At 61.0% G+C, this 21,862-nt stretch carries 23 protein-coding genes; 14 read left to right on the top strand and 9 right to left on the bottom strand.

The window, feature by feature from the left end; translation table 11 throughout:
* Positions 1-76: 76 nt before the first annotated feature.
* Entirely contained in the window at positions 77-751 is a 675-nt protein-coding gene (locus tag G9X68_RS28140; RefSeq protein ID WP_171605176.1) for an FCD domain-containing protein, read from the bottom strand.
* Between the two features lie 338 nt (positions 752-1,089).
* Here G9X68_RS28140 and G9X68_RS28135 point away from each other — a divergent pair, with 338 nt between their 5' ends.
* Genes G9X68_RS28135 through G9X68_RS28095 form a run of 9 tightly spaced genes read left to right on the top strand, consistent with a single transcriptional unit; the run spans position 1,090 to position 9,654 of the window.
* Complete coding sequence (locus G9X68_RS28135) at positions 1,090-2,217, top strand: BMP family ABC transporter substrate-binding protein (protein ID WP_168307817.1); 1,128 nt, start codon at positions 1,090-1,092, stop codon at positions 2,215-2,217.
* A gap of 20 nt (positions 2,218-2,237) precedes the next feature.
* Positions 2,238-3,365: an ABC transporter permease gene (locus G9X68_RS28130; protein WP_171605175.1), complete on the top strand. Its 1,128-nt coding sequence runs from the start codon at positions 2,238-2,240 to the stop codon at positions 3,363-3,365.
* Entirely contained in the window at positions 3,365-4,291 is a 927-nt protein-coding gene (locus G9X68_RS28125) for an ABC transporter permease (RefSeq protein ID WP_064654449.1), read from the top strand. Before G9X68_RS28130 ends, G9X68_RS28125 begins: the two co-directional genes overlap by 1 nt.
* Before the next feature lie 12 nt (positions 4,292-4,303).
* Positions 4,304-5,320, top strand: coding sequence for a formamidase (locus G9X68_RS28120; RefSeq protein ID WP_171605174.1), 1,017 nt, complete (start codon positions 4,304-4,306; stop codon positions 5,318-5,320).
* Between the two features lie 11 nt (positions 5,321-5,331).
* Entirely contained in the window at positions 5,332-6,033 is a 702-nt protein-coding gene (gene biuH, locus G9X68_RS28115; protein ID WP_171605289.1) for a biuret amidohydrolase, read from the top strand.
* Entirely contained in the window at positions 6,033-7,088 is a 1,056-nt protein-coding gene (atzD, locus tag G9X68_RS28110; protein WP_003538537.1) for a cyanuric acid amidohydrolase, read from the top strand. Before biuH ends, atzD begins: the two co-directional genes overlap by 1 nt.
* A gap of 1 nt (position 7,089) precedes the next feature.
* A complete protein-coding gene (locus G9X68_RS28105; RefSeq protein WP_171605173.1) occupies positions 7,090-8,640 on the top strand; it encodes an ATP-binding cassette domain-containing protein in 1,551 nt (516 codons plus the stop codon).
* Complete coding sequence (locus G9X68_RS28100; protein WP_171605172.1) at positions 8,640-9,308, top strand: cysteine hydrolase family protein; 669 nt, start codon at positions 8,640-8,642, stop codon at positions 9,306-9,308. The genes G9X68_RS28105 and G9X68_RS28100 overlap by 1 nt, the downstream gene beginning before the upstream one ends.
* Positions 9,301-9,654: a cupin domain-containing protein gene (locus G9X68_RS28095; RefSeq protein ID WP_171605171.1), complete on the top strand. Its 354-nt coding sequence runs from the start codon at positions 9,301-9,303 to the stop codon at positions 9,652-9,654. Before G9X68_RS28100 ends, G9X68_RS28095 begins: the two co-directional genes overlap by 8 nt.
* A 48-nt stretch (positions 9,655-9,702) precedes the next feature.
* Here G9X68_RS28095 and G9X68_RS28090 read toward each other — a convergent pair whose 3' ends face one another.
* The 4 genes from G9X68_RS28090 to G9X68_RS28075 form a co-directional block, all read right to left on the bottom strand.
* On the bottom strand, positions 9,703-10,494 hold the full coding sequence (locus tag G9X68_RS28090) for an amino acid ABC transporter ATP-binding protein (protein ID WP_171605170.1): 792 nt from the start codon (positions 10,492-10,494) through the stop codon (positions 9,703-9,705).
* Entirely contained in the window at positions 10,491-11,159 is a 669-nt protein-coding gene (locus tag G9X68_RS28085; RefSeq protein ID WP_171376432.1) for an amino acid ABC transporter permease, read from the bottom strand. The genes G9X68_RS28090 and G9X68_RS28085 overlap by 4 nt, the downstream gene beginning before the upstream one ends.
* Positions 11,156-11,797, bottom strand: a complete 642-nt coding sequence (locus G9X68_RS28080) for an amino acid ABC transporter permease (protein ID WP_171605169.1) — start codon at positions 11,795-11,797, stop codon at positions 11,156-11,158. The genes G9X68_RS28085 and G9X68_RS28080 overlap by 4 nt, the downstream gene beginning before the upstream one ends.
* Positions 11,798-11,894: 97 nt before the next feature.
* A complete protein-coding gene (locus G9X68_RS28075) occupies positions 11,895-12,722 on the bottom strand; it encodes a transporter substrate-binding domain-containing protein (RefSeq protein WP_168316101.1) in 828 nt (275 codons plus the stop codon).
* Between the two features lie 225 nt (positions 12,723-12,947).
* Here G9X68_RS28075 and hutC point away from each other — a divergent pair, with 225 nt between their 5' ends.
* The 4 genes from hutC (at position 12,948) to G9X68_RS28055 (ending at position 16,626) form a co-directional block, all read left to right on the top strand.
* The gene (gene hutC / locus G9X68_RS28070) at positions 12,948-13,655 is read left to right on the top strand and encodes a histidine utilization transcriptional repressor HutC (RefSeq protein WP_168308102.1); all 708 of its coding nucleotides are present in this window, start codon (positions 12,948-12,950) and stop codon (positions 13,653-13,655) included.
* A 30-nt stretch (positions 13,656-13,685) separates the two neighbouring features.
* Positions 13,686-14,624 (top strand): LysR family transcriptional regulator, encoded by a 939-nt coding sequence (locus G9X68_RS28065; RefSeq protein WP_171605168.1) that lies wholly within the window; start codon positions 13,686-13,688, stop codon positions 14,622-14,624.
* A 110-nt stretch (positions 14,625-14,734) separates the two neighbouring features.
* Positions 14,735-16,087: an LLM class flavin-dependent oxidoreductase gene (locus G9X68_RS28060; protein WP_171605167.1), complete on the top strand. Its 1,353-nt coding sequence runs from the start codon at positions 14,735-14,737 to the stop codon at positions 16,085-16,087.
* Positions 16,087-16,626, top strand: a complete 540-nt coding sequence (locus G9X68_RS28055) for a flavin reductase family protein (protein WP_171605166.1) — start codon at positions 16,087-16,089, stop codon at positions 16,624-16,626. Before G9X68_RS28060 ends, G9X68_RS28055 begins: the two co-directional genes overlap by 1 nt.
* Here G9X68_RS28055 and G9X68_RS28050 read toward each other — a convergent pair.
* Positions 16,603-17,766, bottom strand: a complete 1,164-nt coding sequence (locus tag G9X68_RS28050; protein ID WP_171605165.1) for an aminotransferase — start codon at positions 17,764-17,766, stop codon at positions 16,603-16,605. The two genes, G9X68_RS28055 and G9X68_RS28050, sit on opposite strands and share 24 nt — an antisense overlap.
* 96 nt (positions 17,767-17,862) lie before the next feature.
* On the opposite strand from G9X68_RS28050, the gene speB reads away from it, so the two are divergent.
* Positions 17,863-18,918 (top strand): agmatinase, encoded by a 1,056-nt coding sequence (gene speB / locus G9X68_RS28045; protein WP_171605164.1) that lies wholly within the window; start codon positions 17,863-17,865, stop codon positions 18,916-18,918.
* 67 nt (positions 18,919-18,985) lie between these two features.
* On the opposite strand, the gene G9X68_RS28040 is transcribed toward speB, so the two are convergent.
* The 3 genes from G9X68_RS28040 to G9X68_RS28030 are packed head-to-tail and all read right to left on the bottom strand — an operon-like array spanning position 18,986 to position 21,533.
* The gene (locus G9X68_RS28040) at positions 18,986-19,396 is read right to left on the bottom strand and encodes a VOC family protein (RefSeq protein WP_171605163.1); all 411 of its coding nucleotides are present in this window, start codon (positions 19,394-19,396) and stop codon (positions 18,986-18,988) included.
* Between the two features lie 18 nt (positions 19,397-19,414).
* Complete coding sequence (locus G9X68_RS28035) at positions 19,415-20,512, bottom strand: Gfo/Idh/MocA family protein (protein ID WP_171605162.1); 1,098 nt, start codon at positions 20,510-20,512, stop codon at positions 19,415-19,417.
* Between the two features lie 10 nt (positions 20,513-20,522).
* Positions 20,523-21,533: a Gfo/Idh/MocA family protein gene (locus G9X68_RS28030; protein ID WP_171605161.1), complete on the bottom strand. Its 1,011-nt coding sequence runs from the start codon at positions 21,531-21,533 to the stop codon at positions 20,523-20,525.
* Positions 21,534-21,862 lie beyond the last annotated feature (329 nt).

Below are 21,862 nucleotides of genomic sequence, written 5' to 3'. Positions count from 1 at the left end.
AGCTTAGAGCGGTTCTGCGCTTCCGTTAAAAGCTGAACCGCTCTAGCAGCGCCTGATATTTGGCGCAGTGTCCTTGTTACTCCCCGGCCGTTGCAAACACCGCGCTGGCATCGCTGACAATTTCCACATGAGAATATGCCGCCTGCCCCGCAGCCGCGGTGTCCGCGCGCATGATCGCGGTCACGATCCGGCTGTGCTCCTCATAGGATTTCGCCAGACGCCCGGGCAGACGGAACTGCGCCCGCCGAAAAGGCGCCAGCCGCGCCCGCGTCTGCGTCACCATCTCGAAGACATGGTCGTTATGCGCGCCGCGATAAAGTCGGGTATGGAATTGGGTGTTGTAAGCCGAATATTCCTCTTCCGCGCCGGCATGCACGAGCCTTACTGATGCCAGATGCTCCAACTCCAACGCACGCCGCTCATCCACCGTCATGCGCTCAGCCGAGAGCCTGGCGCAGATTGCTTCAAGCTCCGCCATCGCCTCGAACATCGAATGCAAATAGGCCTCACTGACATTGGTAACGAGGGCACTGCGGTTTGGCTCGCGCGCAATCAATCCCATGGCGCCCAGCTCACGCAGAGCCTCTCGTACCGGTGTGCGCGAAACGTCGAAACGAACCGCGAGCGACACCTCGTCCAACTTCGCGCCAGGCAGGATTTCACCTGTGACGATCATATCGGCAATCGCCCGCACCATCTGTTCGACGGTGGTTCCGCTACGGATCACTTCTTTGCGCCTCGTCTGCTTCACAATACGAATCTGCTCACATCACCACTCTGCATACAGATGACGTTCGGGACTCGATAAGTCAAATCGAGGAGCGAAGCTATTGTTAAATTTCCGCTTTCTGATGAGTAAGAGAGCTTGAGAAGGACGGCGTAGTACTGCCTGACAATGCAGAATGAATAAGAAATACCTTTTGATTACTTTTTACGCAGCAATTCGAATAATCTGTATGCACTTTGCAGCGTGCAAACTTTGCACAAAGAAATAAATCATAAAAACCAATAGATTGGTTTCTGGCATGCACATTGCATGCACTTTTCTGTACCGTTCGCAACCGGCCCAGCGCCGCAAGGAGCATTCCGATGACCAAACTCCTTTCCATGAACCGCCGCAATTTCCTCCAGGCTTCCGCTGCCGGTGCGCTCGCCGGCGCCATGCCCGGCCTGATCGGCTCCTCCGCCGCAGCCCAAACCGCGCTGACCGTCGGCTTCATCTATGTCGGCCCCAAGGACGACTACGGCTATAACCAGGCGCATGCGGAAGGTGCGGCCGTTATCAAGGCGATGCCTGGTGTGACGTTGGTCGAAGAAGAGAATGTGCCGGAGACCGTCGATGTCCAGAAGACCATGGAATCCATGATCAACCTGGACGGCGCGACCCTGCTCTTTCCGACCTCCTTCGGCTACTTCGACCCGCACATGCTGGCCATGGCCGCCAAACATCCGGACATCCAGTTCCGCCACTGCGGCGGTCTCTGGCAGGAAGGCAAGAACCCGGCCAATACGGGCTCCTATTTCGGTTATATCTTCCAGGGCCAGTATCTGAACGGCATCGCCGCCGGCCATGCGACGAAGAGCAAGAAGATCGGCTTTGTCGCCGCCAAGCCGATCCCTCAGGTTCTGCAGAATATCAACGCCTTCCTGCTCGGCGCGCGTACAGTCGATCCTGGTATCACCTGCCAGGTGATCTTCACCGGCGAATGGTCGCTCGCCGTCAAGGAGGCCGAAGCCACCAATGCGCTGGTCGATCAGGGCGCCGACGTCATCACCTGCCACGTCGACAGCCCCAAAGTGGTCGTCGAGACGGCTGCCGGCCGCGGCGCCTTCGTCTGCGGCTATCATGCCAACCAGAGCCCGCTTGCTCCTGAAAAGTATCTCACCGGTGCCGAATGGGCCTGGGGCAACGTCTATAGCGATTTCGTCAAGAAGGCGCAGGCCGGCGAAAAGCTCGGCAACTTCGTGCGTGGCGGCCTGAAGGACGGCTTCGTGAAGATGAGCGCGCTCGGCTCCGCCGTCTCCGCGGAGGGCCGCAAGGCCTTCGAAACCACGCAGGCGGAGATGATGAAGGGCGGCTTCTCGGTCTTCAAGGGTCCGTTGAAGGACAATAAGGGTGACACCGTCGTGGCTGCCGACAAGAGCTACGCCGAAGACGCGATCGAGCTCGAAAGCATGAATTATCTGGTCGAGGGCGTGGTCGGGTCCACAGCGTAAACCACAAAGGGAGAAGCGCCATGACCATCGAGGCCAATGATCCCGCACTAGCCATCGTGGAAAAACCGGCTTCGCTGCGCCCCGTCCTTGAATGGATCGCGCGGCGAGCCGAGCCTGTTGTCATCGGCCTCGCGGCCATCCTGATCGGTCTTGCGCTCTTCTCCCTCTTCATCCTGGCGGTCGGCAAGTCGCCGACCACCCTCTTCCAACTGATGTATACCGGCGGCTTCGGCAGCTGGTTTTCGGTGCAGAACAGCTTAAGTCGTGCCGCACCCCTTCTCCTGACGGCACTCTGCGTCGCCCTGCCCGCCCGTCTCGGCCTCGTCATCATCGGCGGGGAAGGAGCGGTCGTGCTGGGCGGCGTTGCTGCCGCAGCCATGGCTCTGCCGCTCGCCGGCACCACGCCTGTTTTCCTCACCCTCATTCTGATGGCAATCGCTGCCATGGTGGTCGGCGGCATCTGGATCGGCCTTGCCGGTTTCCTGCGCCACTACCGCGGCGTCAACGAAACCATCTCCTCGCTGCTGCTCTCCTATATCGCCATCGCCCTGATGAACCAGTTCGTCGAAGGGCTGCTCCGCGATCCTGCAAGCCTCAACAAGCCGTCGACCAGGCCGCTGCCGGCGGACTACATGCTCGGCAATATTCCCGGCATGGACGTGCATTGGGGCCTGGTCATCGGCATCCTCGCCTGCATGGTCTCCTGGATCGTGATCGAAGCGACGAGCTACGGTTTTGCCGCCCGCATCGCCGGCGGCAACGTGCGCGCCGCCCAGATCCAGGGACTGCCGGTCGGCAAGCTGATCGCCGGATTTACCGCGCTTGCCGGCAGCTTTGCTGGTCTGGCGGGCATGATCGAAGTGGCGGCAGTGCAGGGAAGTGCCAACGCCTCGCTTGCCGCGGGCTATGGTTATACCGGCATCCTCGTCGCCTTCCTCGCCAGGCACAATCCGCTGGCGATCATTCCGGTCGCGATCCTGCTCGGCGGCATTGACGCCTCGGGCGGCCTCATCCAGCGGCGCATGGGCCTGCCGGATGCGACGGTTCTGGTGCTGCAGGGGACGCTCTTCATCGTCATTCTGTTCTGCGAAACCTTCTACGGCCGCTTCAAGATATTCAATCCCGACCTATGGAAAAGGAGCCTCTGATGGAAGAGACAGGCATCGGCATCTGGGGCGTGCCGCTGGCGATCTTCGCGGGCGCCATCCGCGTTTCCACCCCATTCATCTTCGTCAGCCTCGGCGAGACGATCACCGAACGCTCCGGCCGCATCAATCTCGGGCTCGAAGGCACGCTCGTCTTCGGCGCCATGACGGCCTATGCGGTGGCCGTCATGACCGGCTCGCCGACCCTCGGTGTGCTGGCTGCCATGATGGCGGGCGCGATCTTCGGCCTCATCCACGGCTGGATTTGCAAGTTCCCCAAGGTCAACGACATCGCCATCGGCATCGCCATGATGCAGTTCGGTCTCGGCATGGCGTTCTTCCTCGGCAAATCCTTCATCCAGCCGGTTGCCCCGAAACTACCCTCGATCCCGCTCGGCGGCTGGTCGAGCACTCCGCAGGTCCAGGCGGCGCTCAATATCAACGTGCTGTTCTTCATCGGCGCGGCACTTGCCCTCTTCCTGTTCTGGGCCTTCAAGAACACCCGCATCGGCCTGATCCTGCGCGTCGTCGGTGATAGCACCGACGCGGCCCGGGCCATGGGCATCCACCCGGATCGGGTTCGCTTGCTGGCAACGGCAGTGGGCGGTTCGCTGGCGGCAATCGGCGGCGCCTACCTCTCGCTCTATTATCCGGGCTCATGGAACGAAGGCATCTCGTCGGGCCAGGGCCTGATGGCCGTGGCTCTCGTCATCTTCGCTCGCTGGAATCCGATCGGCTGTTTCCTGGCTGCCCTGCTTTTCGGCGGCGCCGGCGCGCTCGGCCCGGCGCTGCAATCGGTCGGCGTCACACAAGGCTACTACCTTTTTTACGCCGCGCCTTACGTGCTCACCCTCATCATCCTGATCGCCACGTCCTCGCCCACCCGTTCGCTCGCGGGTGCGCCGGGTGCGCTGTCGCTCACGAAATAACGGAGCATTCCGATGAACGGACTTGGCGGTCTCAACAAATCCGAACACGGCGTCGGTATCGGCCTCGTTCAGCTCCAGCTGCCGGTGACCGTCACCAAAGCGGACTTGGCAAAACAGACGCAGGTGATCGTCGATCTGGTGGCCAAAGCACGGCGCAATCAGCCGGGCATGGACCTCGTCGTCTTTCCCGAATACGCGCTGCATGGCCTTTCCATGGACATCAATCCGGAGATCATGTGCACGCTCGACGGGCCGGAGGTCGCGGCCTTCAAGCAGGCCTGCAGGGACAACCGGATCTGGGGCTGCTTCTCGATCATGGAGCTGAACCCTGGCGGCATGCCCTACAATTCCGGCATCGTCATCGACGATCAGGGCCAGTTGAAGCTCTATTACCGCAAGATGCATCCCTGGATCCCCGTCGAGCCCTGGGAGCCCGGCGATCTTGGCATCCCTGTCATCGAAGGCCCCCGAGGCGCCAAGCTCGCGCTGATCATCTGCCATGACGGCATGTTCCCGGAGATGGCGCGCGAATGCGCCTATAAAGGCGCCGAAATCATGATCCGTACGGCCGGCTACACGGCGCCGATCCGCGACGCCTGGCGCTTCACCAACCAGGCCAACGCCTTCTGCAACCTGATGGTCACCGTGAATGTCTGCATGTGCGGCTCGGACGGCACCTTCGATTCCATGGGTGAAGGCATGATCTGCAATTTCGACGGCACGGTCATCGCGCACGGCACATCCGGCCGCGTCAACGAGATCATCACCGCCGAGGTGCGCCCTGACCTGGTGCGCGAGGCCCGGCTCGGCTGGGGCGTGGAGAACAATATCTATCAGTTCGGCCATCGCGGCTACGTCGCCGTTGCCGGCGGCGCCCAGGATGCGCCCTACACTTACATGCACGACCTTGTCGCCGGCAAATACCGCCTGCCTTGGGAAGACGAGATAAAGGTCAAGGATGGCACGTCCTGCGGATTTGACAAGCCGATGCGCCGTTACGGCGAACCCCTCAAACCTGCCGCGGAATAGGAGAGAGAATGATGGACGCGATGGTCGAAACCGAAGGGCATTTTATCGACGCCGATCCGTATCCGTGGCCCTATAACGGCGCTCTGAGGCCTGACAATACCGCCCTCATCATCATCGACATGCAGACGGATTTCTGCGGCAAGGGCGGCTATGTCGACCATATGGGCTACGACCTGTCGCTGGTGCAGGCGCCGATCGAACCCATCAAACGCGTGCTTTCCGCCATGCGGGCCAAGGGCTACCACATCATTCATACCCGCGAGGGCCATCGCCCCGACCTCGCCGATCTGCCGGCCAACAAACGCTGGCGCTCGCAGCGGATCGGCGCCGGCATCGGTGATCCCGGCCCCTGCGGCCGCATCCTGACGCGGGGCGAACCCGGCTGGGACATCATTCCCGAACTCTACCCGATCGAAGGCGAGACGATCATCGACAAGCCCGGCAAGGGTTCGTTCTGCGCCACCGACCTCGAACTCATCCTCAACCAGAAGCGCATCGAGAACATTATCCTCACCGGGATCACCACCGATGTTTGCGTCTCGACGACGATGCGCGAGGCGAACGACCGCGGTTACGAATGCTTGCTGCTGGAGGATTGCTGCGGTGCGACCGACTTCGGAAACCATCTCGCTGCCATCAAGATGGTGAAAATGCAGGGCGGTGTCTTCGGCTCGGTCTCCAATTCCGCGGCTCTAGTCGAGGCGCTGCCCTGATGCCGTCATTGCGGGCCCATGTCTTTCGCGTGCCAGCCGACGGCCCCGATGACGTTGCCGGCGTCGAGGCGCTCTTTGCCAGCGGCCTTCAGGCGAACAACGTCGTCGCCGTTCTCGGCAAGACGGAAGGCAACGGCTGCGTCAATGATTTTACCCGCGGTTATGCCACCCGCAGCTTCGAGACATTGTTCAGTAGATATGGCGTCGACGGCGTCTCCATCATCATGTCCGGCGGCACCGAGGGGGCGCTCTCGCCGCATTGGACGGTTTTTGCGCGTGAAACCGTAGAAACCCCGGGCGAACGGGCGCTGGCCATTGGTGTGTCGCGTACCCCCGCGCTGCCCCCCGAACATCTCGGGCGCCGGGAACAGATCCTGCTCGTTGCCGAAGGCGTGAAGTCCGCGATGAGGGATGCCGGCATCGATGATCCCGCCGATGCCCATTTCGTGCAGATCAAGTGTCCGCTGCTCACCTCGCGCCGGATTGCCGAGGCCGAGGCAGCAGGCAGGACGGTCGCAACCCACGACACGCTGAAATCCATGGGCCTCTCGCGCGGCGCTTCGGCTCTCGGCGTCGCCGTGGCACTCGGCGAGATAGATGCGACATCGATCAACGATGCCGACATCTGCACACGTTTCGATCTCTTTTCCCGCTGCGCCTCAACCTCGTCCGGGGTCGAACTCACCGATCACGAAATCATCGTCCTCGGCATGAGCGCAAAATGGTCCGGTCCGCTGTCGATCGACCACGCGGTCATGCGGGATGCGATCGACGCGCATTCCGTCAGGAAAGCCCGCGAACGCCTGCCGGAAAACAGCCGGCTGGCGGCGGTTCTCGCCAAGGCCGAGCCGGACCCGTCCGGCAGGATCGGCGGCAGGCGCCACACGATGCTCGATGACTCGGATATTGCAGGCACCCGCCATGCCCGTGCCTTCGTCGGCGGCGTTCTCGCCGGCATCTTCGGCATTACCGATCTCTATGTGTCCGGCGGCGCCGAACACCAGGGTCCGCCCGGCGGCGGTCCCGTCGCCATCATCGTCGAAAAGGAGCAATGAAGTGAGCACAGTCCGCGACACGCCCCTTCCGCAAGCCGGCAAGGCCGTCGGCATCGAGACGCTCGATATGACCATGCGTTTCGGCAGCTTCACCGCGCTCGACAACGTCTCGATCGCCGTTCCGGCCGGGTCTTTTCACGCGCTTCTCGGCGAAAACGGCGCCGGCAAGTCGACACTCGTCAAATGCATCATGGGCTTCTATCACGCAACGTCAGGCTCGTTGTCGGTCGACGGCCGCGAGGTGGCGGTGGCCTCACCCAAGGATGCCGCGGCCTATGGGCTCGGCATGGTCTACCAGCATTTCACACTGGTTCCCTCTCTGACCGGCGCGGAAAACCTGGTCATCAGCCGCACCGAAGTGCCCGCGGTGATCAACTGGGCCAGGGAACGCAAGGATCTGGCGGATTTCATGGAGCGCATGCCGTTCAAGATCCCGCTCGACAGGCCGGTGAGCGAGCTTGCCGCCGGCGAAAAGCAGAAGCTCGAAATCGTCAAGCAGCTCTATCTCGGCCGTTCCTTCCTCGTCCTCGACGAGCCGACCTCGGTGCTGACGCCCGCCGAAGCCGATGAGATGCTCGGCATCGTCCGCGGAATGACCGAGCGCGGCGAGCTCACCGTGCTGATGATTTCCCACAAGTTCCACGAGGTGACCAAGTTCGCCGATGCCGTCTCGATCCTGCGGCGCGGCAAGCTGGTCGGCACCGGCAAGGTCGGCGAGCTCTCCACCGCCGAGATGGCGGCGATGATGATCGGCGACGTCAAGCTCGCCGAGCTCGACAGCCGTCTGCCGGTGGCGGAAGCGGCAAGGCCGGTGCTGACCGTCAGCCAGGTGAAGGCCCCGGATCGCTCCGGGCTGAAGACGATCGAGATCGGCGCGCTTACGGTCCGCTCCGGCGAGATCGTCGGCATTGCCGGCATATCGGGCAACGGCCAGAAGGAACTGACGGAGATTCTGGCCGGCCAGCGCCCGACCGATAGCGGCCAGGTCATGGTCAATGGCGAGGCTTACGGCGCCACCCGCGATGAGACCCGCAAGAATAAGGTGCGTTTCATCCCCGAAGAGCCGTTGCAGAATGCCTGTGCACCCAAGATGACCGTGGGCGAGAACCTTGCGTTCCGCACCTTCGACTTGAAGCAGGACGGCAAGGACGCGATCTGGCTGAACAAGGGCAGCATGAAGAAGCGTGCCTCGGCGCTGATCTCCGACTTCAAGGTCAAGACGGCCTCTTCCTCCTCGCCGATCGCAGCGCTTTCGGGCGGCAACGTGCAGCGGGCGGTGCTCGCCCGCGAACTGACCGGCGATGTCGATCTGCTGATCGTCTCGAACCCCTGTTTCGGTCTCGATTTCTCGGCCGTTGCCGAAATCCGCGCCCGTATCATGAAGGCACGCAATTTGGGCGCCGCCGTGCTGCTGCTTTCCGAAGACCTCGACGAACTGCTCGAAATGTCCGACCGCATCATGGTCATTTCGGAAGGCAAGCTAGTTTACGAGACACCGGCGCTCTCGGCCGATATCGGCGTGATCGGCGCCCACATGGCGGGGCATCATTGATGGCGAAGATCAAAGCCGAACCTTTCGCCTTTCCGGTGAAGCACGATGAGCTCGCCCTCATCGTCATCGACATGCAGCGCGATTTCGCCGAGCCCGGCGGCTTTGGCGCCAGCCTCGGCAATGATGTCAGCCGCATCACGAGGATCGTGCCCGATGTCAAACGCCTGATCCAGGGCTTCCGCAATGCCGGCCTGCCTGTGATCCATACGATGGAGTGCCATCGGCCTGATCTCTCCGACCTGCCGCCGGCCAAACGCGACCGCGGCAATCCGTCGCTCAGGATCGGCGACGAAGGCCCGATGGGCCGCATTCTGATCTCGGGCGAACCCGGCACGGCAATCCTGCCGGAACTCGCTCCTGTGAAGGGCGAAGTCATCATCGAAAAGCCTGGCAAGGGCGCCTTCTACGCCACCGAACTCGGCACAGTGTTGCAGCAGAAGGGCATCAAGCAGCTCGTCTTTGCCGGTGTCACCACCGAAGTCTGCGTGCAGACGACGATGCGCGAAGCAAACGATCGCGGCTATGAATGCCTGCTCGCCGAGGAGGCGACGGAAAGCTATTTCCCGGAATTCAAAGCCGCCGCCATCGCCATGATCCGTGCCCAGGGCGCGATCGTCGGCTGGACCGCCCATGTCGACGACATTCTGGAAAGCATCGCCCATGCCTGAAACGACCCGAGAACGCCTGATCTCAGGCGGCTGGAAGGAGCTGGAATTCGGCCCTTTCCGCGATGCTGTCACCATTCACTGGATCCGCCCCTTCGAGGGCGATCAGCCCGGCGTGGCGCTGTTGAAATATGAACCCGGCGCCTCCGTTCCCCGCCATCGCCACGAGGGGCTCGAGACCATCCTGGTGCTCGACGGCGTTCAATCCGACGAGACGGGCGATTACATCAGCGGCAGTTATATCGTCAATGCGCCGGGCAGCGAACACTCGGTCTGGAGCGATACCGGCTGTGTCGTGCTCATCCAGTGGGACCGGCCCGTGAAAATACTCGAAGAGGAAATTGCCTGAACCCGACATCCGCCGAGGTCTGCCCGACGATCCGGAAGGACATGAACGTCACAGCAGCATCGAGGCCCCGCGATCGATATAGGTGTCCAGGAATTGTTCGAGGCGGGGGTTTCTCGGTCGTTTGAAGACGTCCTGCGGCGGGCCGGTGAACAGCACCTTGCCGTGATCGAGAAAGACGATCTGCTGGCCGACCGTTGCGGCAAATCCGATCTCGTGGGAAACGACGACCATCGTCATGCCCTCGGCGGCGAGATCGCGCATGACGTTCAGCACTTCGCCGGTCAGCTCGGGATCGAGTGACGAAGTCGGCTCGTCAAACAGCATGATCTTCGGGTTGAGGGCAAGCGCCCGGGCGATGGCAACGCGCTGCTGCTGCCCTCCCGAGAGCTGCGACGGATAGTGCCCCGCCCGGCCCTCGAGACCGACCTTGACGAGTTGGGCCATGGCCCGCTCTTCCGCATCCCTGCGGCTCATCTTGTGAACCGTCTTCAGCGCCTCGCTGACATTGCCGAGGGCCGTCATGTGCGGCCAGAGATTGAACTGCTGAAAAACCATCCCGATCTGCGATCGGATCTGCCGGTTCACCGCCGCCGGCACCCGCTCCCGGACGCCCTTGGTGTTTTCCGCAAAGCCAAGCACCTCGCCGTTGACGGTGATCGTCCCCTTCGTCGATTCCTCTAGAAACGCCATGCAGCGCAGCAGCGTACTCTTGCCGGATCCCGACGGGCCGATGACGCAGGAAACTTGTCCCTGCTCGATTTCGAGGTCGATGCCGTGCAACACGGTGGAACCGCCGAACGTCTTGACAAGATTTTTGACTGCGATCGCAGGAACGCTCATATGTTGAAAAACCTGAATCTGGTGAGTTTCGTTTCGGCGAGATGGCCGAGCCAGCCGGTGATTTCGACCAGTACCCAATAAAATAGCGCAAGGACGAAGAGCGCCTCGACGAAAGCATATTGCTGCGAGCCGATGGCGCTGAGTGTCGCCGTTAACTCCGGCACGGTGATGATGGACAGAACGGCCGTCTCCTTCATGAGAATGATCGTCATGTTGACCGAAGGCGGCAGCACCAGCATGGTCATCTCCGGCAGCAATATGCGCCGGATGATCTGCCCTTGTGTCAGGCCAACGCACAGGCCGGCCTCGATATGTCCCTTCGGGACGGCGGCAAAGCCCGAGCGGAAGATCTCACTGAAATAAGCCGCGCCGTAGATGGAAAGGCCGACGATGCCGGCCGGGATCGGATCGAGCGACAATCCGACGAAGGGGCCGCCATAGTAGACGAGGAATATCTGAATCAGGAAGGGCGTGCCGCGCAGCACTGCGATGACAATGCCGAACGCTCTGTCCAGCAGCACGCCGCCAAAACGTCGCGCGACAGCGACAAAGAAACCCAGTACGGCAGCGGCTAGAGTGGTGACGATCCAGATGAGGATGGTGACCCACGCACCGTTGAGGATCTCCGGCAAGTTGCTGAAAATCACATTGGTGTCGAAGGTCATCGCGGCACTCCTGGCAGGGAGCGTTCGATCAGGCCGCCCGCAAGGGCAACGATCCAATTGATGATGAGATAGATCAGACCCGCGGAAGCAAAAATCTCGAGCGGCAGGAAGGTGCTGCCGGCAAGGTCCTGAGCCATGCGCGTCAGCTCGACGATTCCGACGACGGAGACGAGCGAAGACGCCTTCAGAATAAGGATCGCTTCATTGACGAGCGCCGGGAAAGTCAGGCGCAGGGCGATCGGTGCCCTGATACGGCGGAAGATCTGAATGGGAGTCATGCCGACCATTTCGGCAGATTCGACGAGGCCCACGGGAACGCTGGCAAAACCACCGCGCAGATTTTCAGCCTGATAGGCCGCAGTGCACAAGGACAGGCCAATGACGGCCGCAACGATGCTCGGCACGTTGATGCCGATCACCGGCAGCAGATTGTAGATCAGCAACAGCTGGACCAGCAGCGGTGCACCACGAAAGAAACTGATGAAAATCTGCGCCGGCAGCCTGAAAAGCCGTTGCCGTGAGAGCAGCATGGCTGAAATGACGATCGCGATCGCAAAGCCGATCAGGATGGAAACCACGCTGATCGTCACCGTGTAGATCGAGGCTTGCAGAAGCAGTTCGAATAGCTTGATGGACATGGGCGGTGTTTGCCTGGGCGCTGCGGCCGTGAACTCTGATCCCACGGCGGATTGCGCCCCGACCACAGGCGGGGCGCGTTCGTTTCACCGGCGGCTATCAGAATGCCGGATCCTTGACAGCATCAGGCGTCTCGAAAGACGCACCAAACCACTTCTTTTGCAGCTCTGCCATACGTCCGTCTGCCTTGATCTTGAGCATCGCGGCATCGATTGCATCCATCAGGGGCGCATGATCGGCATCCTTGAGACCGATGAAGCCGAAATAGGACTTCTTGCCGAATGGCGGCAGAACAACTTCGAACGTGCCTTTTCGCTGGCTCGCGACGAAGGCGATATTCGGCAGCGAGTTGGCAACGCCGGCAATGCGGCCGGCGGCGAGATCGGCGTAGGATTCGGTAAAGGCTGGATATTCGCGCACGTCGACTTTGGTAGGCAGGGTGCCGGAGAATTCCTTCAACTGGTCGAGCTGGGCGGTTGCCTTGCCGACACCGATCGTTTTGCCGGCAATATCTTCCGGCTTGCTGATCGTCGTGTCGCCAGCCTTCTTCAGAATGGCGATCGTTGCTTCGGCGATCGGCGGCGTGAAGCGATAGCGCTCCAAGCGCTTCTTGGTGATTGTTGCAGGACCTGCGACGACATCGAACTTGCCGGCCTCGAGCGCGGGGAAGACGCCGTCCCAGGGAAGGGCGACCCACTCGATCTTGACGCCGAGTTCCTTGCCGATCTCGGCAAAGAGGTCGACGTTCAAGCCGGTATGTTCGCCGGCATCGATATAGTCGAACGGTGCGAAAGCCGTTTCGGTGCCAACCTTGAGGGTGCCGGCTGCCTTGACGGCTGCCAGCGTGTCGGCTGCGTGGGCGGAAACGGCTGCTCCGATGAGGAACGCAGCGCCGACCAGACCCTTCAGCAGTGAATTTGCCTTCATGATCATCTCTCCAGTTTTATTCCCCCGGCGGAGGAGTTTTGGTTCCGACTTCGATTTCCTCTGCGCGGATTTCTATGTTCCGCTTTTGACTATACAAATAGATATAGGCGGGCCTAGAGTGTCAATGTAAAAGACGAGGAACGCAAAATTTGTGCCGGGTGGCGTCGATGTCGCTGGCATGGCCGTTCCGCATTTATGATCGTTGTCGCCGGATGAGGTGCGGACCTGGTGTCGATTTATCAGCGTATTTTCACGGATATCGAGACGAAGATCATCAGCGGCGATTGGCGGCCCGGCGACCGTATTCCCGTCGAGCATGAACTCGCGGCGGAATATCGCTGCTCGAGGATGACCGTCAGCAAGGCGCTGTCGGCGCTCGCCGAGCGCGGCATGATCGTCAGACGGCGCAAGACGGGTTCGTTTGTCGCATCGCCCCAGATCGACCGCACGGTGATGGATATCCAGGATATCAGCACCGAAGCGGAACTGGCCGGGCACGAACACCGCTTCGAAATCCTCGCCCGCAAGATCGAGCGTCTTGGAGAGGCGGAGGCGCAGCAGCTGTCGGAGCCTGCCGATGCGGAAGTCCTCAGGCTCCAATGCCTGCATATCGTCGATGGCAGGCCGAATGCCATCGAGCGGCGGATCATCATGCTCGATGCTGTCCCACGGGCGAGAGAGGAGAGCTTTGCTTCAATCCCGCCCGGCAAATGGCTGCTTGACGAGGTTCCCTGGTCCAAGGCCAAACATGTCATTCGCGCCGTCTCAGCCGACACCACGACGGCGCGGATCCTGCAGACGGAACGCGGCGAGGCCTGCCTTAGCCTCATCCGCCAGACCTGGCAGAACGGTCGTACGGTGACATATGTCGAGTTTACCCATCCAGGCGACCGGTTCCAGTTTGCGGGGACATTTCATCCGGCAGCAAATTGAATTCGACGCAAATCACGAGAGGTTCTGCAAGTGACCGATGAGCGCCTCAAGGCGATCCCGCTGAAAAGTTTGCAGGCGTTCGAGGCGGTGGGGCGCTGCGGCGGCGTGACGGCCGCGGCACTGGAGCTCAGCGTTTCGCCGGGGGCCATCAGCCAGCAGATTCGCAAGATCGAGAGCTTTCTTGGAATTTCGCTTCTGGAGCGCAGCGGACGAACCGTCGAGCTGACTGCTTGGGGCAGGCTCTACCATCAGGAGATATCGAAGGGGTTCGAGCAATTTGCGCTTGCCCAGCAACTGCTGGAAAAGGCGCGCAACGAGACGGCCTTGGTGCTCAGTGCGCTTTCCTCCGTCGTCAACAAATGGATCGGCAGGCGCATCTTCGACTGGCAGGCGCTTCATCCCGACGTTCCAGTGAGGATTATCGGACGCGACAGGGAGCCTCGGATCGGCTTCGACGATGTCGATTTCCGCGTCAGCTATGGATCGGACGTTCTCCAGCACGAACATTATACCGAACTGTTTCGCGATTGGGTGGTGCCGGCCTGTTCGCCGGCGCTAATGCAAGATCGCGCGCATGCGGCTCGCGATCTTTTCGAACAGCCCCTCCTTCACGTCGAGTGGGAACGGCACTTCACCCCCTACCCCAGCTGGGCGGAGTTTGCCGCCAAAGCCGGCGTCTCCTTCGATGCGTCGACGCCCGGCCTCTCCTTCACCCTGTCGAGCAGTGCAATTGACGCAGCCGTCAACAAGCGCGGCGTCGTGCTTGCACAAATGTCGATGATATCAGATGAGCTTGAGGCGCAAACGCTCGTCATTCCGGTCGACATGCGCATTGCACTGCGTGAAAGCTATTTTCTCGCCTGGGATCGGGCCGCCTTGCAGAAGCCCCACGGGCGCGAATTCCGCGATTGGCTCGTCGCTATTTCTCGTCAGCAGGCCGTGGCGTCCGCGCCTAAGTCGATACTTTAGAAAAACTAAAACGGAACCTAGCTGAGCGATATTGATGAAAATTTGCGCCTGGCGATAATTTGCGCAGTCGCCTTTCCTTGGCGGCATGGCCGACATAGCAGGAGAGCTCGATGGCGCGGACCGACAAGATGAAACTCGGGACTTTCGTCTATACGTTCGGCTTTCATCCGGCCTCCTGGCTGCATCCGGCAAGCGACGTCAATGGGGCCAACGACTTCGCTCATCTGCTCGATGTCGCCAAGCGATCCGAGGCGGCTAAATTCGATTTCATGTTCATGGCGGATTCTCCCGCTGCTGCCGTCGGCGACGCCAATGCGCTTGCCCGCATTCCGACCAAGATGAACCGTTTCGAACCCCTCTCGCTGCTTTCGGCTCTGGCGGTTACCACCAATGATCTCGGTCTGGTGGCGACGGTCTCGACGAGCTATTACGAGCCATACAATGTCGCGCGTCTGTTCGCCTCGATCGACCATCTGAGCAAGGGTCGCGTCTGCTGGAATGTCGTCACCTCCGATCACGACGAAACCGGCTATAACTTCAATCGCGAGGGGCTCGACCCGCATGCATTACGCTATGAGCGCGGCAACGAATTCGTCGATGTCGTGTTCGGCCTTTGGGACAGCTTCGAGGATGGCGCACTGCTTCTCGACCGTGAAAACGGGGTCTACTATGACAAGGACAAGCACCACACGCTTAACCACAAGGGCAAACATTTCCAGGTTCGCGGCCCCCTCAACATCGCGCGAACACCCCAGGGCCGCCCCGTCATCGCCCAGGCGGGCGGTTCGGAACCTGGAATGGACATGGCGGCACGCACCGCCGAAATCGTCTTCAGCCTCGCATCGAATATCGATCGCAACCGCGCCTTCTACGAAAACGTCAAGAACCGGATGCCGGCCTATGGGCGCGATCCGGACGATCTGAAAATCATGCCGGGCATCGTCATCAACGTCGGTGAAACCGAAGCCGAGGCAAAGGCGAAGGTGGATTATCTGATCGACAAGATGCATCCTGATGTTGGCCGGCTGATGCTTTCCGAATTCCTGGAAGCGGACCTGCGCGACGTGGCTCTCGACAAGCCTTTCCCCATGGATCGGCTGCCGCCGGCGCCCAAGGGATCGCGCGCTTTGTTTGACGAACTGGTCGATTTCGTCAGAAGCGGCCGCACCGTCGGCGAACTCATCCGGCACTATGCCGAGAAGCATACCGGCAATGGCATGACAGGCACGCCGGCCCAGATTGCCGACTACATGGAGGAATGGTTCGAAACGCGCGCCGCCGACGGCTTCATCCTGATGTTCCCGACCTTGCCGTCCAGTCTCGACGACTTCGTGCGGCTTGTCCTGCCGGAGCTTCGCCGCCGCGGGCTGTTCCGCGAGGAATATGAGGGCAATACCCTGCGCGAAAACCTCGGTCTCTCAATGCCTGTCAATCGCTTTGCCAAGACGCAAGAGCCGGCCTGATGAGTGCCGGGGCTTTGATCAGCGAAGCGGACTTCAAGCTTTCGATGCGTCATCTGGCGGGTGCCGTCAGCGTGATTACGGTCGGCGACGGTCAAGACCGGACCGGTTTTACCGCAACGTCGGTCTCCTCGCTTTCGGCGGAGCGGCCTTCCGTCATCGTCAGCGTCAACCGCGCATCTTCCTCATGGCCGGCGCTGCAACGATACGGCTGCTTCTGTGTCAACGTGCTCGCCGCCGACCAGCAGCAGGTGGCACAATCCTTTGCCGGTCTTGACGGGCGAAAGGGCACGGAGCGCTACGGCAACGCGGGATGGTATCGCCTCAAGACTGGCGCCGCCGCCCTTGAAAGGGCCCTGACGGTGCTGGACTGCGAGCTCGAAACCGCATTCCACTACCATTCCCACGCCATTTTGGTCGGGCATATCTGCGCGATCGAAATCCGGCAGGGCATAGGGCCGCTACTCTACTGGCGCGGTGGCTATCATGAACTTCCGCCGGAGGTTGATCGCAGCGGCCTAGCAAAGGCGTTCGGACAATAGCCCGATCGAGGCGACATCCGCATTGGCAAAGGCAAGTCTGAGGTAACGCTCCTGACCTTCGCCGAAATAGGCGCCGGGCAAACAGACGATGCCGGACTCTTTGGCGAGTTTTTCGGCGACCTCTGAAGACGATCGATCGGCATAGGGATGGCGGACAAAGGCAAAATAGGCGCCGATCGCTCCGATCTCCCAATCCGGCAACCCGGAAAAGACCTGCCTCATCGCCTGAGCCCGGCGGGCGATCTCCAGCCGGTTGCCGGCCCGCCAGTCAGCGAGCGCCGGGATCGCCGATGCAACGGCGACCTGAGGCGAGCGCGGCGCGCAGATCTGCATATTGTCCATCACCTTGGCGATCTCGGCGACGAGTTTGGGGCCTGCCGTGATCGCCCCCAGTCTGTGACCGGGGATGCAGAAGGATTTCGAGAAGCTGTAGAGAAGGACGAGCGTGTCCTCCCAGCCCGGCTCGGAGAGAAGAGAGTGCGGCCGCCCATAATCCTCGCCGAGGAAGTCGCGATAGGTTTCATCGAGGATCAGCCAGGCGCCATATTTCCGACAGAGAACAAAAAGCTCGTGAAGCAGGCTTGGTGGATACACGGCCCCGGTGGGATTGTTGGGTGTGACGACGGCAAGCACCTTCGCGCCGGCCGCAAGGGCCGCTTCGGCCGAACGCGGATCGGGAAGAAACCCATTGGCAGGGTCGCAATCGACCGATCGGCGCTCGATCCCCAGCATCGACAGCGTCGTGTCGTAATTGAAATAGAAGGGATTGGTGAGCGCCACCGTATCGCCGGCGCACGCAAGCGCGATCGCTGCGCACATGAACGCCTGATTGCAGCCGGCGGTAACGTGGATATTGCCGGCGGAAAGGTCGGCGCCGTAAAGCTCGGCGAGGTGAGCCGCGTAGGTCTTGCGTAACAGAGGCTCGCCCTCGATCGGCCCGTATCCCGTCATCGCCTGTTGTCCGGCCGCCTCGGCAAGAAGCCGAAGCATCTCCGGATGCGCGGGATAGCCGGGCACGGCTTGCGACAAATCGATGAGCGGCCCTTTTTCGCCCTTGTATTCGCGGCTCCAGGCGACGACGGAGGGAATGGGCGGGGCAGAGAGGCGGGCAACGAGCGAATTGGGTTTTGCAGCGATCATATCGATTTCTCTTTGATACCGATTGCTACAACGATACCAATTGTTTTCTCAACCTCTTTGTCTGGTAAGACGGACCTGAAGCGGAGACACGTGCGCATGGTGTGGGACAAAACGCGGCTGGAACAGCTGCGCACAGAATTTGCAGATGCCAATGGCGGCGAGATATTCGATGAGAAGTTTCGCAAAGTGGCGGAGAAGATCATCTCCAAGAGCGGCACGAGACTGGCGCCATACGCCGGAATACCGACCTTCCTCAGCGCACCCTACATGCAGGTCGCGGCCGATGATCCGGACTTCGGCAATCTCCAGGTCGCGATCACCGGAATCCCCATGGATCTTGGTGTCACCAATCGCCCTGGCTCCCGTTTCGGACCGAGAGCGCTTCGCGCCATCGAAAGAATCGGCCCTTATAATCACGTTCTCGCCACGGCGCCGGTCTTCGATCTTCGGGTCGCCGACATCGGTGATATCCAGTTCCAAAGCCGTTATCGGCTGGAGCTCAGCCACGACGACATCGAAAAGCGCATCACCCAGATCGTCGATGCCGGTGTCGCACCGCTTTCGGTCGGAGGCGATCATTCCATCAGCCATCCGATTTTGAAGGCGATCGGCCGGCAGCAACCAGTCGGCCTCATCCATATCGATGCCCATTGCGATACAAGCGGCGCCTTCGATCAAACGAAGTTTCATCACGGGGGGCCGTTCCGCAATGCGGTGCTGGATGGCGTGCTCGATCCGACAAGGACAATCCAGATTGGTATCCGTGGTTCGGCGGAATATTTGTGGGAATTCTCCTATGCGTCAGGAATGACTGTGATCCATGCCGAGGACATCAGCGGAATGGGGATTGCGGCTGTCGTTGCCAAGGCAAAATCCATCGTCGGCGATGGCCCGACTTATCTTTCCTTCGACGTCGACAGCCTCGATCCAAGTTTTGCGCCCGGCACGGGCACGCCCGAGGTCGGTGGATTGACCACGCGTGAAGTCCTTGAACTGATACGCGGGCTGAAAGGCATAAATCTGGTCGGTGGTGACGTCGTCGAAGTTGCCCCGCAATATGACGCAACGACCAACACAGCGCACGCGGCAGCACAGGTGCTCTTTGAGATCCTGAGCATCATGGTGTTTAGTCCATCGATCGGCAAACGCTAAGGCCGACCTCGCGTACTGCTGCGGGACGGTCTGACCGCCCGCAGCGAAGCAATCGGCAGCACCTGCATCAGCCCTGGCGGGTCTCAGAGCGTTCGGAAAGCTCGACGATGATGCCGTCGGGATCGCGAACGAAGGCGATCTTGTTCAGCATCTCGGAGTGGACGGCGAAGCGCGGCCGCTCCTTGATCTCGACGCCCGCCTGTTCAAGGCGGGTGAAGGCCTCGTCGACATTGTCGAAATGGAAGGTGAGGTGCCGGACACCGGCCGCATCGTCAGGCACGTCGACCGCCCTCGACGCGCCGCCGGGCGGCGCAAAGACCTCCAGCATGCCGCCGCCTGCATCGAGGAACGCGACCTGCATGCCATTCGCCATCGTCTTTCGCAGCACGAGACTGAGGCCGAGCAGGCCACAGTAGAAATCGACGGTGCGATCCATGTCGCTGACCGTCATGCCGACATGCTCGAAGGATTTCAGCATGGGAGAGCCCTTCCCGGTTCAGACGGTGGCCGCAGCACGCCATTCCCCTGCCGGAAGCCAGGAGCGATAGAGCGGATGATCGGCGGCGATCGGCATAGGCGTCGGTTGTCCGGTTCGCTGCGAGAAATAGGCGGCCGTTACCAGTTCCAGCGAATTACGGGCATCCTGCAGCGTCACCGGTGGGTCGGTGTCTTCGACGATCGCCTTGTGGAACAGCTCGAACTGCCGGGTGTAGCCATCCTCGCCGGGCACATAGCCGGCGAGCACTTCGTCGATCCGCGCCTGATGTTCCTCCGTCCCGGCCACGAACGTCCACGGATCACGACCCATCGTATAGGGTTCGATGATGCTTTCGGCGACGAGGTCGTTGAAGCAGAAACGCAGCCGCGAGATCTCCTTGCGCGAACCGAGCGTCATCGACAGCGTCGCCAGCGAGCCGTTCTGCATCTTCACCGAAAGGGCTGCCGTATCTTCGACCTCGATCGGATTGACCAGCGTCGCCCCATAGGAAAACACCTCGGCGCAGGGGCCATGCACATAGTTCAGCATGTCATGGGCGTGGATGGCGTGGCCGAGAAGGCCGCCGCCGAGTTCGCTCGCCCATTTCCCGCGCCACGGCACGGCATAATAATCCGGACCGCGCCACCAATGGGTTTCGATCGTTGTCAGGAATGGCTTGCCGGCCAGGCCACGTTCGATCAGCAGCTTCAGCTTCTGCAGGCCGGAGCCGTAGCGATATTGGAAGATCGGCATCAGCTTCCTGCCGGGGTAACGATCGAGGATGCGCCCCATCTCGTCGACCTCGGCGATCGAGCCGAAGAGCGGCTTCTCGCAGATCACGTGCTTGCCGGATTCGATACCCTTGCGGCAGAGTTCGAAATGCGAGCTCGGCGGCGTCGAAATGTCGATGATGTCGAGATCGTCACGGGCAAACAGCGAATCGGCATCCTGGGTGTATTCGGCAATGCCGTACTCCTCGCACAGCGCCTTGCCACGTTCCTCGTCGAGCGAGCAGAGCACGGGGACTTCGAAAAGCTCCTTGTTCCAGCCGAAGCCGGCCAGATGCCGCGCAGCGATGCCTGCGCCGATGACGCCGACGCGCAATTTCCTGGTCATGATATCCTCCTCACCGAGCGCCGATGCGCGCGGCTTTCGCCTGGGCTTCGAGCGAAAGACGGCAAACTTCAAAAACGTGATCCTGGGTCATCGCCGTCTGCGTGCGGTTGCCGACGTCGGCGGTGAAAGCGTCGAAATAATCGAGTTTTTCGCCGCTGCAATCGATATGGGTCATTTCCTTGCCGTTGACCAGGAAGAGGTGATCCTTGCCCGGTCGGCCGGCGATATCGATATATTTGCGCAGCTCGATGTAGCCTTCGGTACCGAGAATGGTCAGGCGCCCGTCACCCCAGGTCGGCAGCGCCTCCGGCGTGAACCAGTCGACACGGACATAGCCCGCCGCCTTGTCGGAGCGCAGAAGCACCTCGCCGAAATCCTCGAAGGCGGGCTTGTCTGGCATGCCGAAATTACCGATCGAGCTGGCGATGACCTCGCCTGTGGTCGAGCCGGTATAGAACAGGAACTGGTCGACCTGGTGTGAAGCGATATCGACGATGATGCCGCCGAAGGCTTCGGGATCGAAGAACCAGTTCGGCCGGGTTGGCAGTTGCAGCCGGTGCGGACCGACGCCGAGCGTCTGGATCACTTTGCCGATCGCGCCTTCGGCGACGAGCTTGCCGGCCTTGACGGCGGAGCGCACGCAGTGGCGCTCGGAAAAGCAGATCGAGAAGATCTTGCCGGTCTCGGCAACGGCGCGCCTGACGTCCTCGAGCTGGGCGAAGGTCGTCACGCCAGGCTTGTCGGTCATCACATCCTTGCCCGATCTCATCGCGCGGATGGCAAGCCCCGCACGATCGCGGGGGATTGCGGAAATGCAGATCACGTCGATCGACGGATCGTCGAACAACTTTTCCCGATCGATCTGCGGCGCGTCAGGATAGGTCTTCTCAAAGGCCTCGCGCAGTGCCGGCACCGAGGTCTGCGGGCAATAACCGACGAACTCGCCGCCTGACGCGAGCAGTCCTTTCACGTGATCGAACGTATGCCCATGGTCGATTCCGACGACGGCAAATCTCAACATCGCTGCAATATCCTCCCGGGATTTTCGTGCGGCCGGCTGACGCCGGCATCTCCATGTCGGGCAAAACAGATAACGAAAGCTGGCGCCTGTCAAGGCGAGATGGAGGGCGAAATCGTCACGGCCTGCATTTAAATATTTGAAATATAACAGTTATTTTGTATCTAAATAGTTATTTTGTGGGCTTTTGCAATTGGATTCCGGAGGAACCCCGCCGCTTGAGCCGATCGGGCGAAAGTCTTTTTCCCCAGCGCATCTTGCCCCGTCTTCATGAATGTGATCGATTTCGGCCGCCGCCGGGCTGGAGGGCGGCAACGCCGCAATTTCAAAAG

Source organism: Rhizobium changzhiense (genome assembly GCF_013087625.1).
GTDB classification, from domain to species: domain Bacteria; phylum Pseudomonadota; class Alphaproteobacteria; order Rhizobiales; family Rhizobiaceae; genus Rhizobium; species Rhizobium sophorae.
The sequence above is the reverse complement of the archived record's forward strand: the minus strand, read 5'-3'. Positions and strand labels throughout refer to the sequence as shown.

Excerpts from the sequence above, each read along its gene's own strand:
- G9X68_RS28100 (WP_171605172.1), top strand. The coding sequence starts at position 8,640 with ATGGCGAAGATCAAAGCCGAACCTTTCGCCTTTCCGGTGAAGCACGAT.
- atzD (WP_003538537.1), top strand. The coding sequence starts at position 6,033 with ATGCCGTCATTGCGGGCCCATGTCTTTCGCGTGCCAGCCGACGGCCCC.
- G9X68_RS28120 (WP_171605174.1), top strand. The coding sequence starts at position 4,304 with ATGAACGGACTTGGCGGTCTCAACAAATCCGAACACGGCGTCGGTATC.
- biuH (WP_171605289.1), top strand. The coding sequence starts at position 5,332 with ATGGACGCGATGGTCGAAACCGAAGGGCATTTTATCGACGCCGATCCG.
- G9X68_RS28075 (WP_168316101.1), bottom strand. The coding sequence starts at position 12,722 with ATGAAGGCAAATTCACTGCTGAAGGGTCTGGTCGGCGCTGCGTTCCTC.
- G9X68_RS28090 (WP_171605170.1), bottom strand. The coding sequence starts at position 10,494 with ATGAGCGTTCCTGCGATCGCAGTCAAAAATCTTGTCAAGACGTTCGGC.
- G9X68_RS28135 (WP_168307817.1), top strand. The coding sequence starts at position 1,090 with ATGACCAAACTCCTTTCCATGAACCGCCGCAATTTCCTCCAGGCTTCC.
- G9X68_RS28080 (WP_171605169.1), bottom strand. The coding sequence starts at position 11,797 with ATGTCCATCAAGCTATTCGAACTGCTTCTGCAAGCCTCGATCTACACG.
- G9X68_RS28085 (WP_171376432.1), bottom strand. The coding sequence starts at position 11,159 with ATGACCTTCGACACCAATGTGATTTTCAGCAACTTGCCGGAGATCCTC.
- G9X68_RS28030 (WP_171605161.1), bottom strand. The coding sequence starts at position 21,533 with ATGTTGAGATTTGCCGTCGTCGGAATCGACCATGGGCATACGTTCGAT.
- G9X68_RS28130 (WP_171605175.1), top strand. The coding sequence starts at position 2,238 with ATGACCATCGAGGCCAATGATCCCGCACTAGCCATCGTGGAAAAACCG.
- G9X68_RS28055 (WP_171605166.1), top strand. The coding sequence starts at position 16,087 with ATGAGTGCCGGGGCTTTGATCAGCGAAGCGGACTTCAAGCTTTCGATG.
- speB (WP_171605164.1), top strand. The coding sequence starts at position 17,863 with ATGGTGTGGGACAAAACGCGGCTGGAACAGCTGCGCACAGAATTTGCA.
- G9X68_RS28050 (WP_171605165.1), bottom strand. The coding sequence starts at position 17,766 with ATGATCGCTGCAAAACCCAATTCGCTCGTTGCCCGCCTCTCTGCCCCG.
- G9X68_RS28040 (WP_171605163.1), bottom strand. The coding sequence starts at position 19,396 with ATGCTGAAATCCTTCGAGCATGTCGGCATGACGGTCAGCGACATGGAT.
- G9X68_RS28060 (WP_171605167.1), top strand. The coding sequence starts at position 14,735 with ATGGCGCGGACCGACAAGATGAAACTCGGGACTTTCGTCTATACGTTC.
- G9X68_RS28125 (WP_064654449.1), top strand. The coding sequence starts at position 3,365 with ATGGAAGAGACAGGCATCGGCATCTGGGGCGTGCCGCTGGCGATCTTC.
- G9X68_RS28095 (WP_171605171.1), top strand. The coding sequence starts at position 9,301 with ATGCCTGAAACGACCCGAGAACGCCTGATCTCAGGCGGCTGGAAGGAG.
- G9X68_RS28035 (WP_171605162.1), bottom strand. The coding sequence starts at position 20,512 with ATGACCAGGAAATTGCGCGTCGGCGTCATCGGCGCAGGCATCGCTGCG.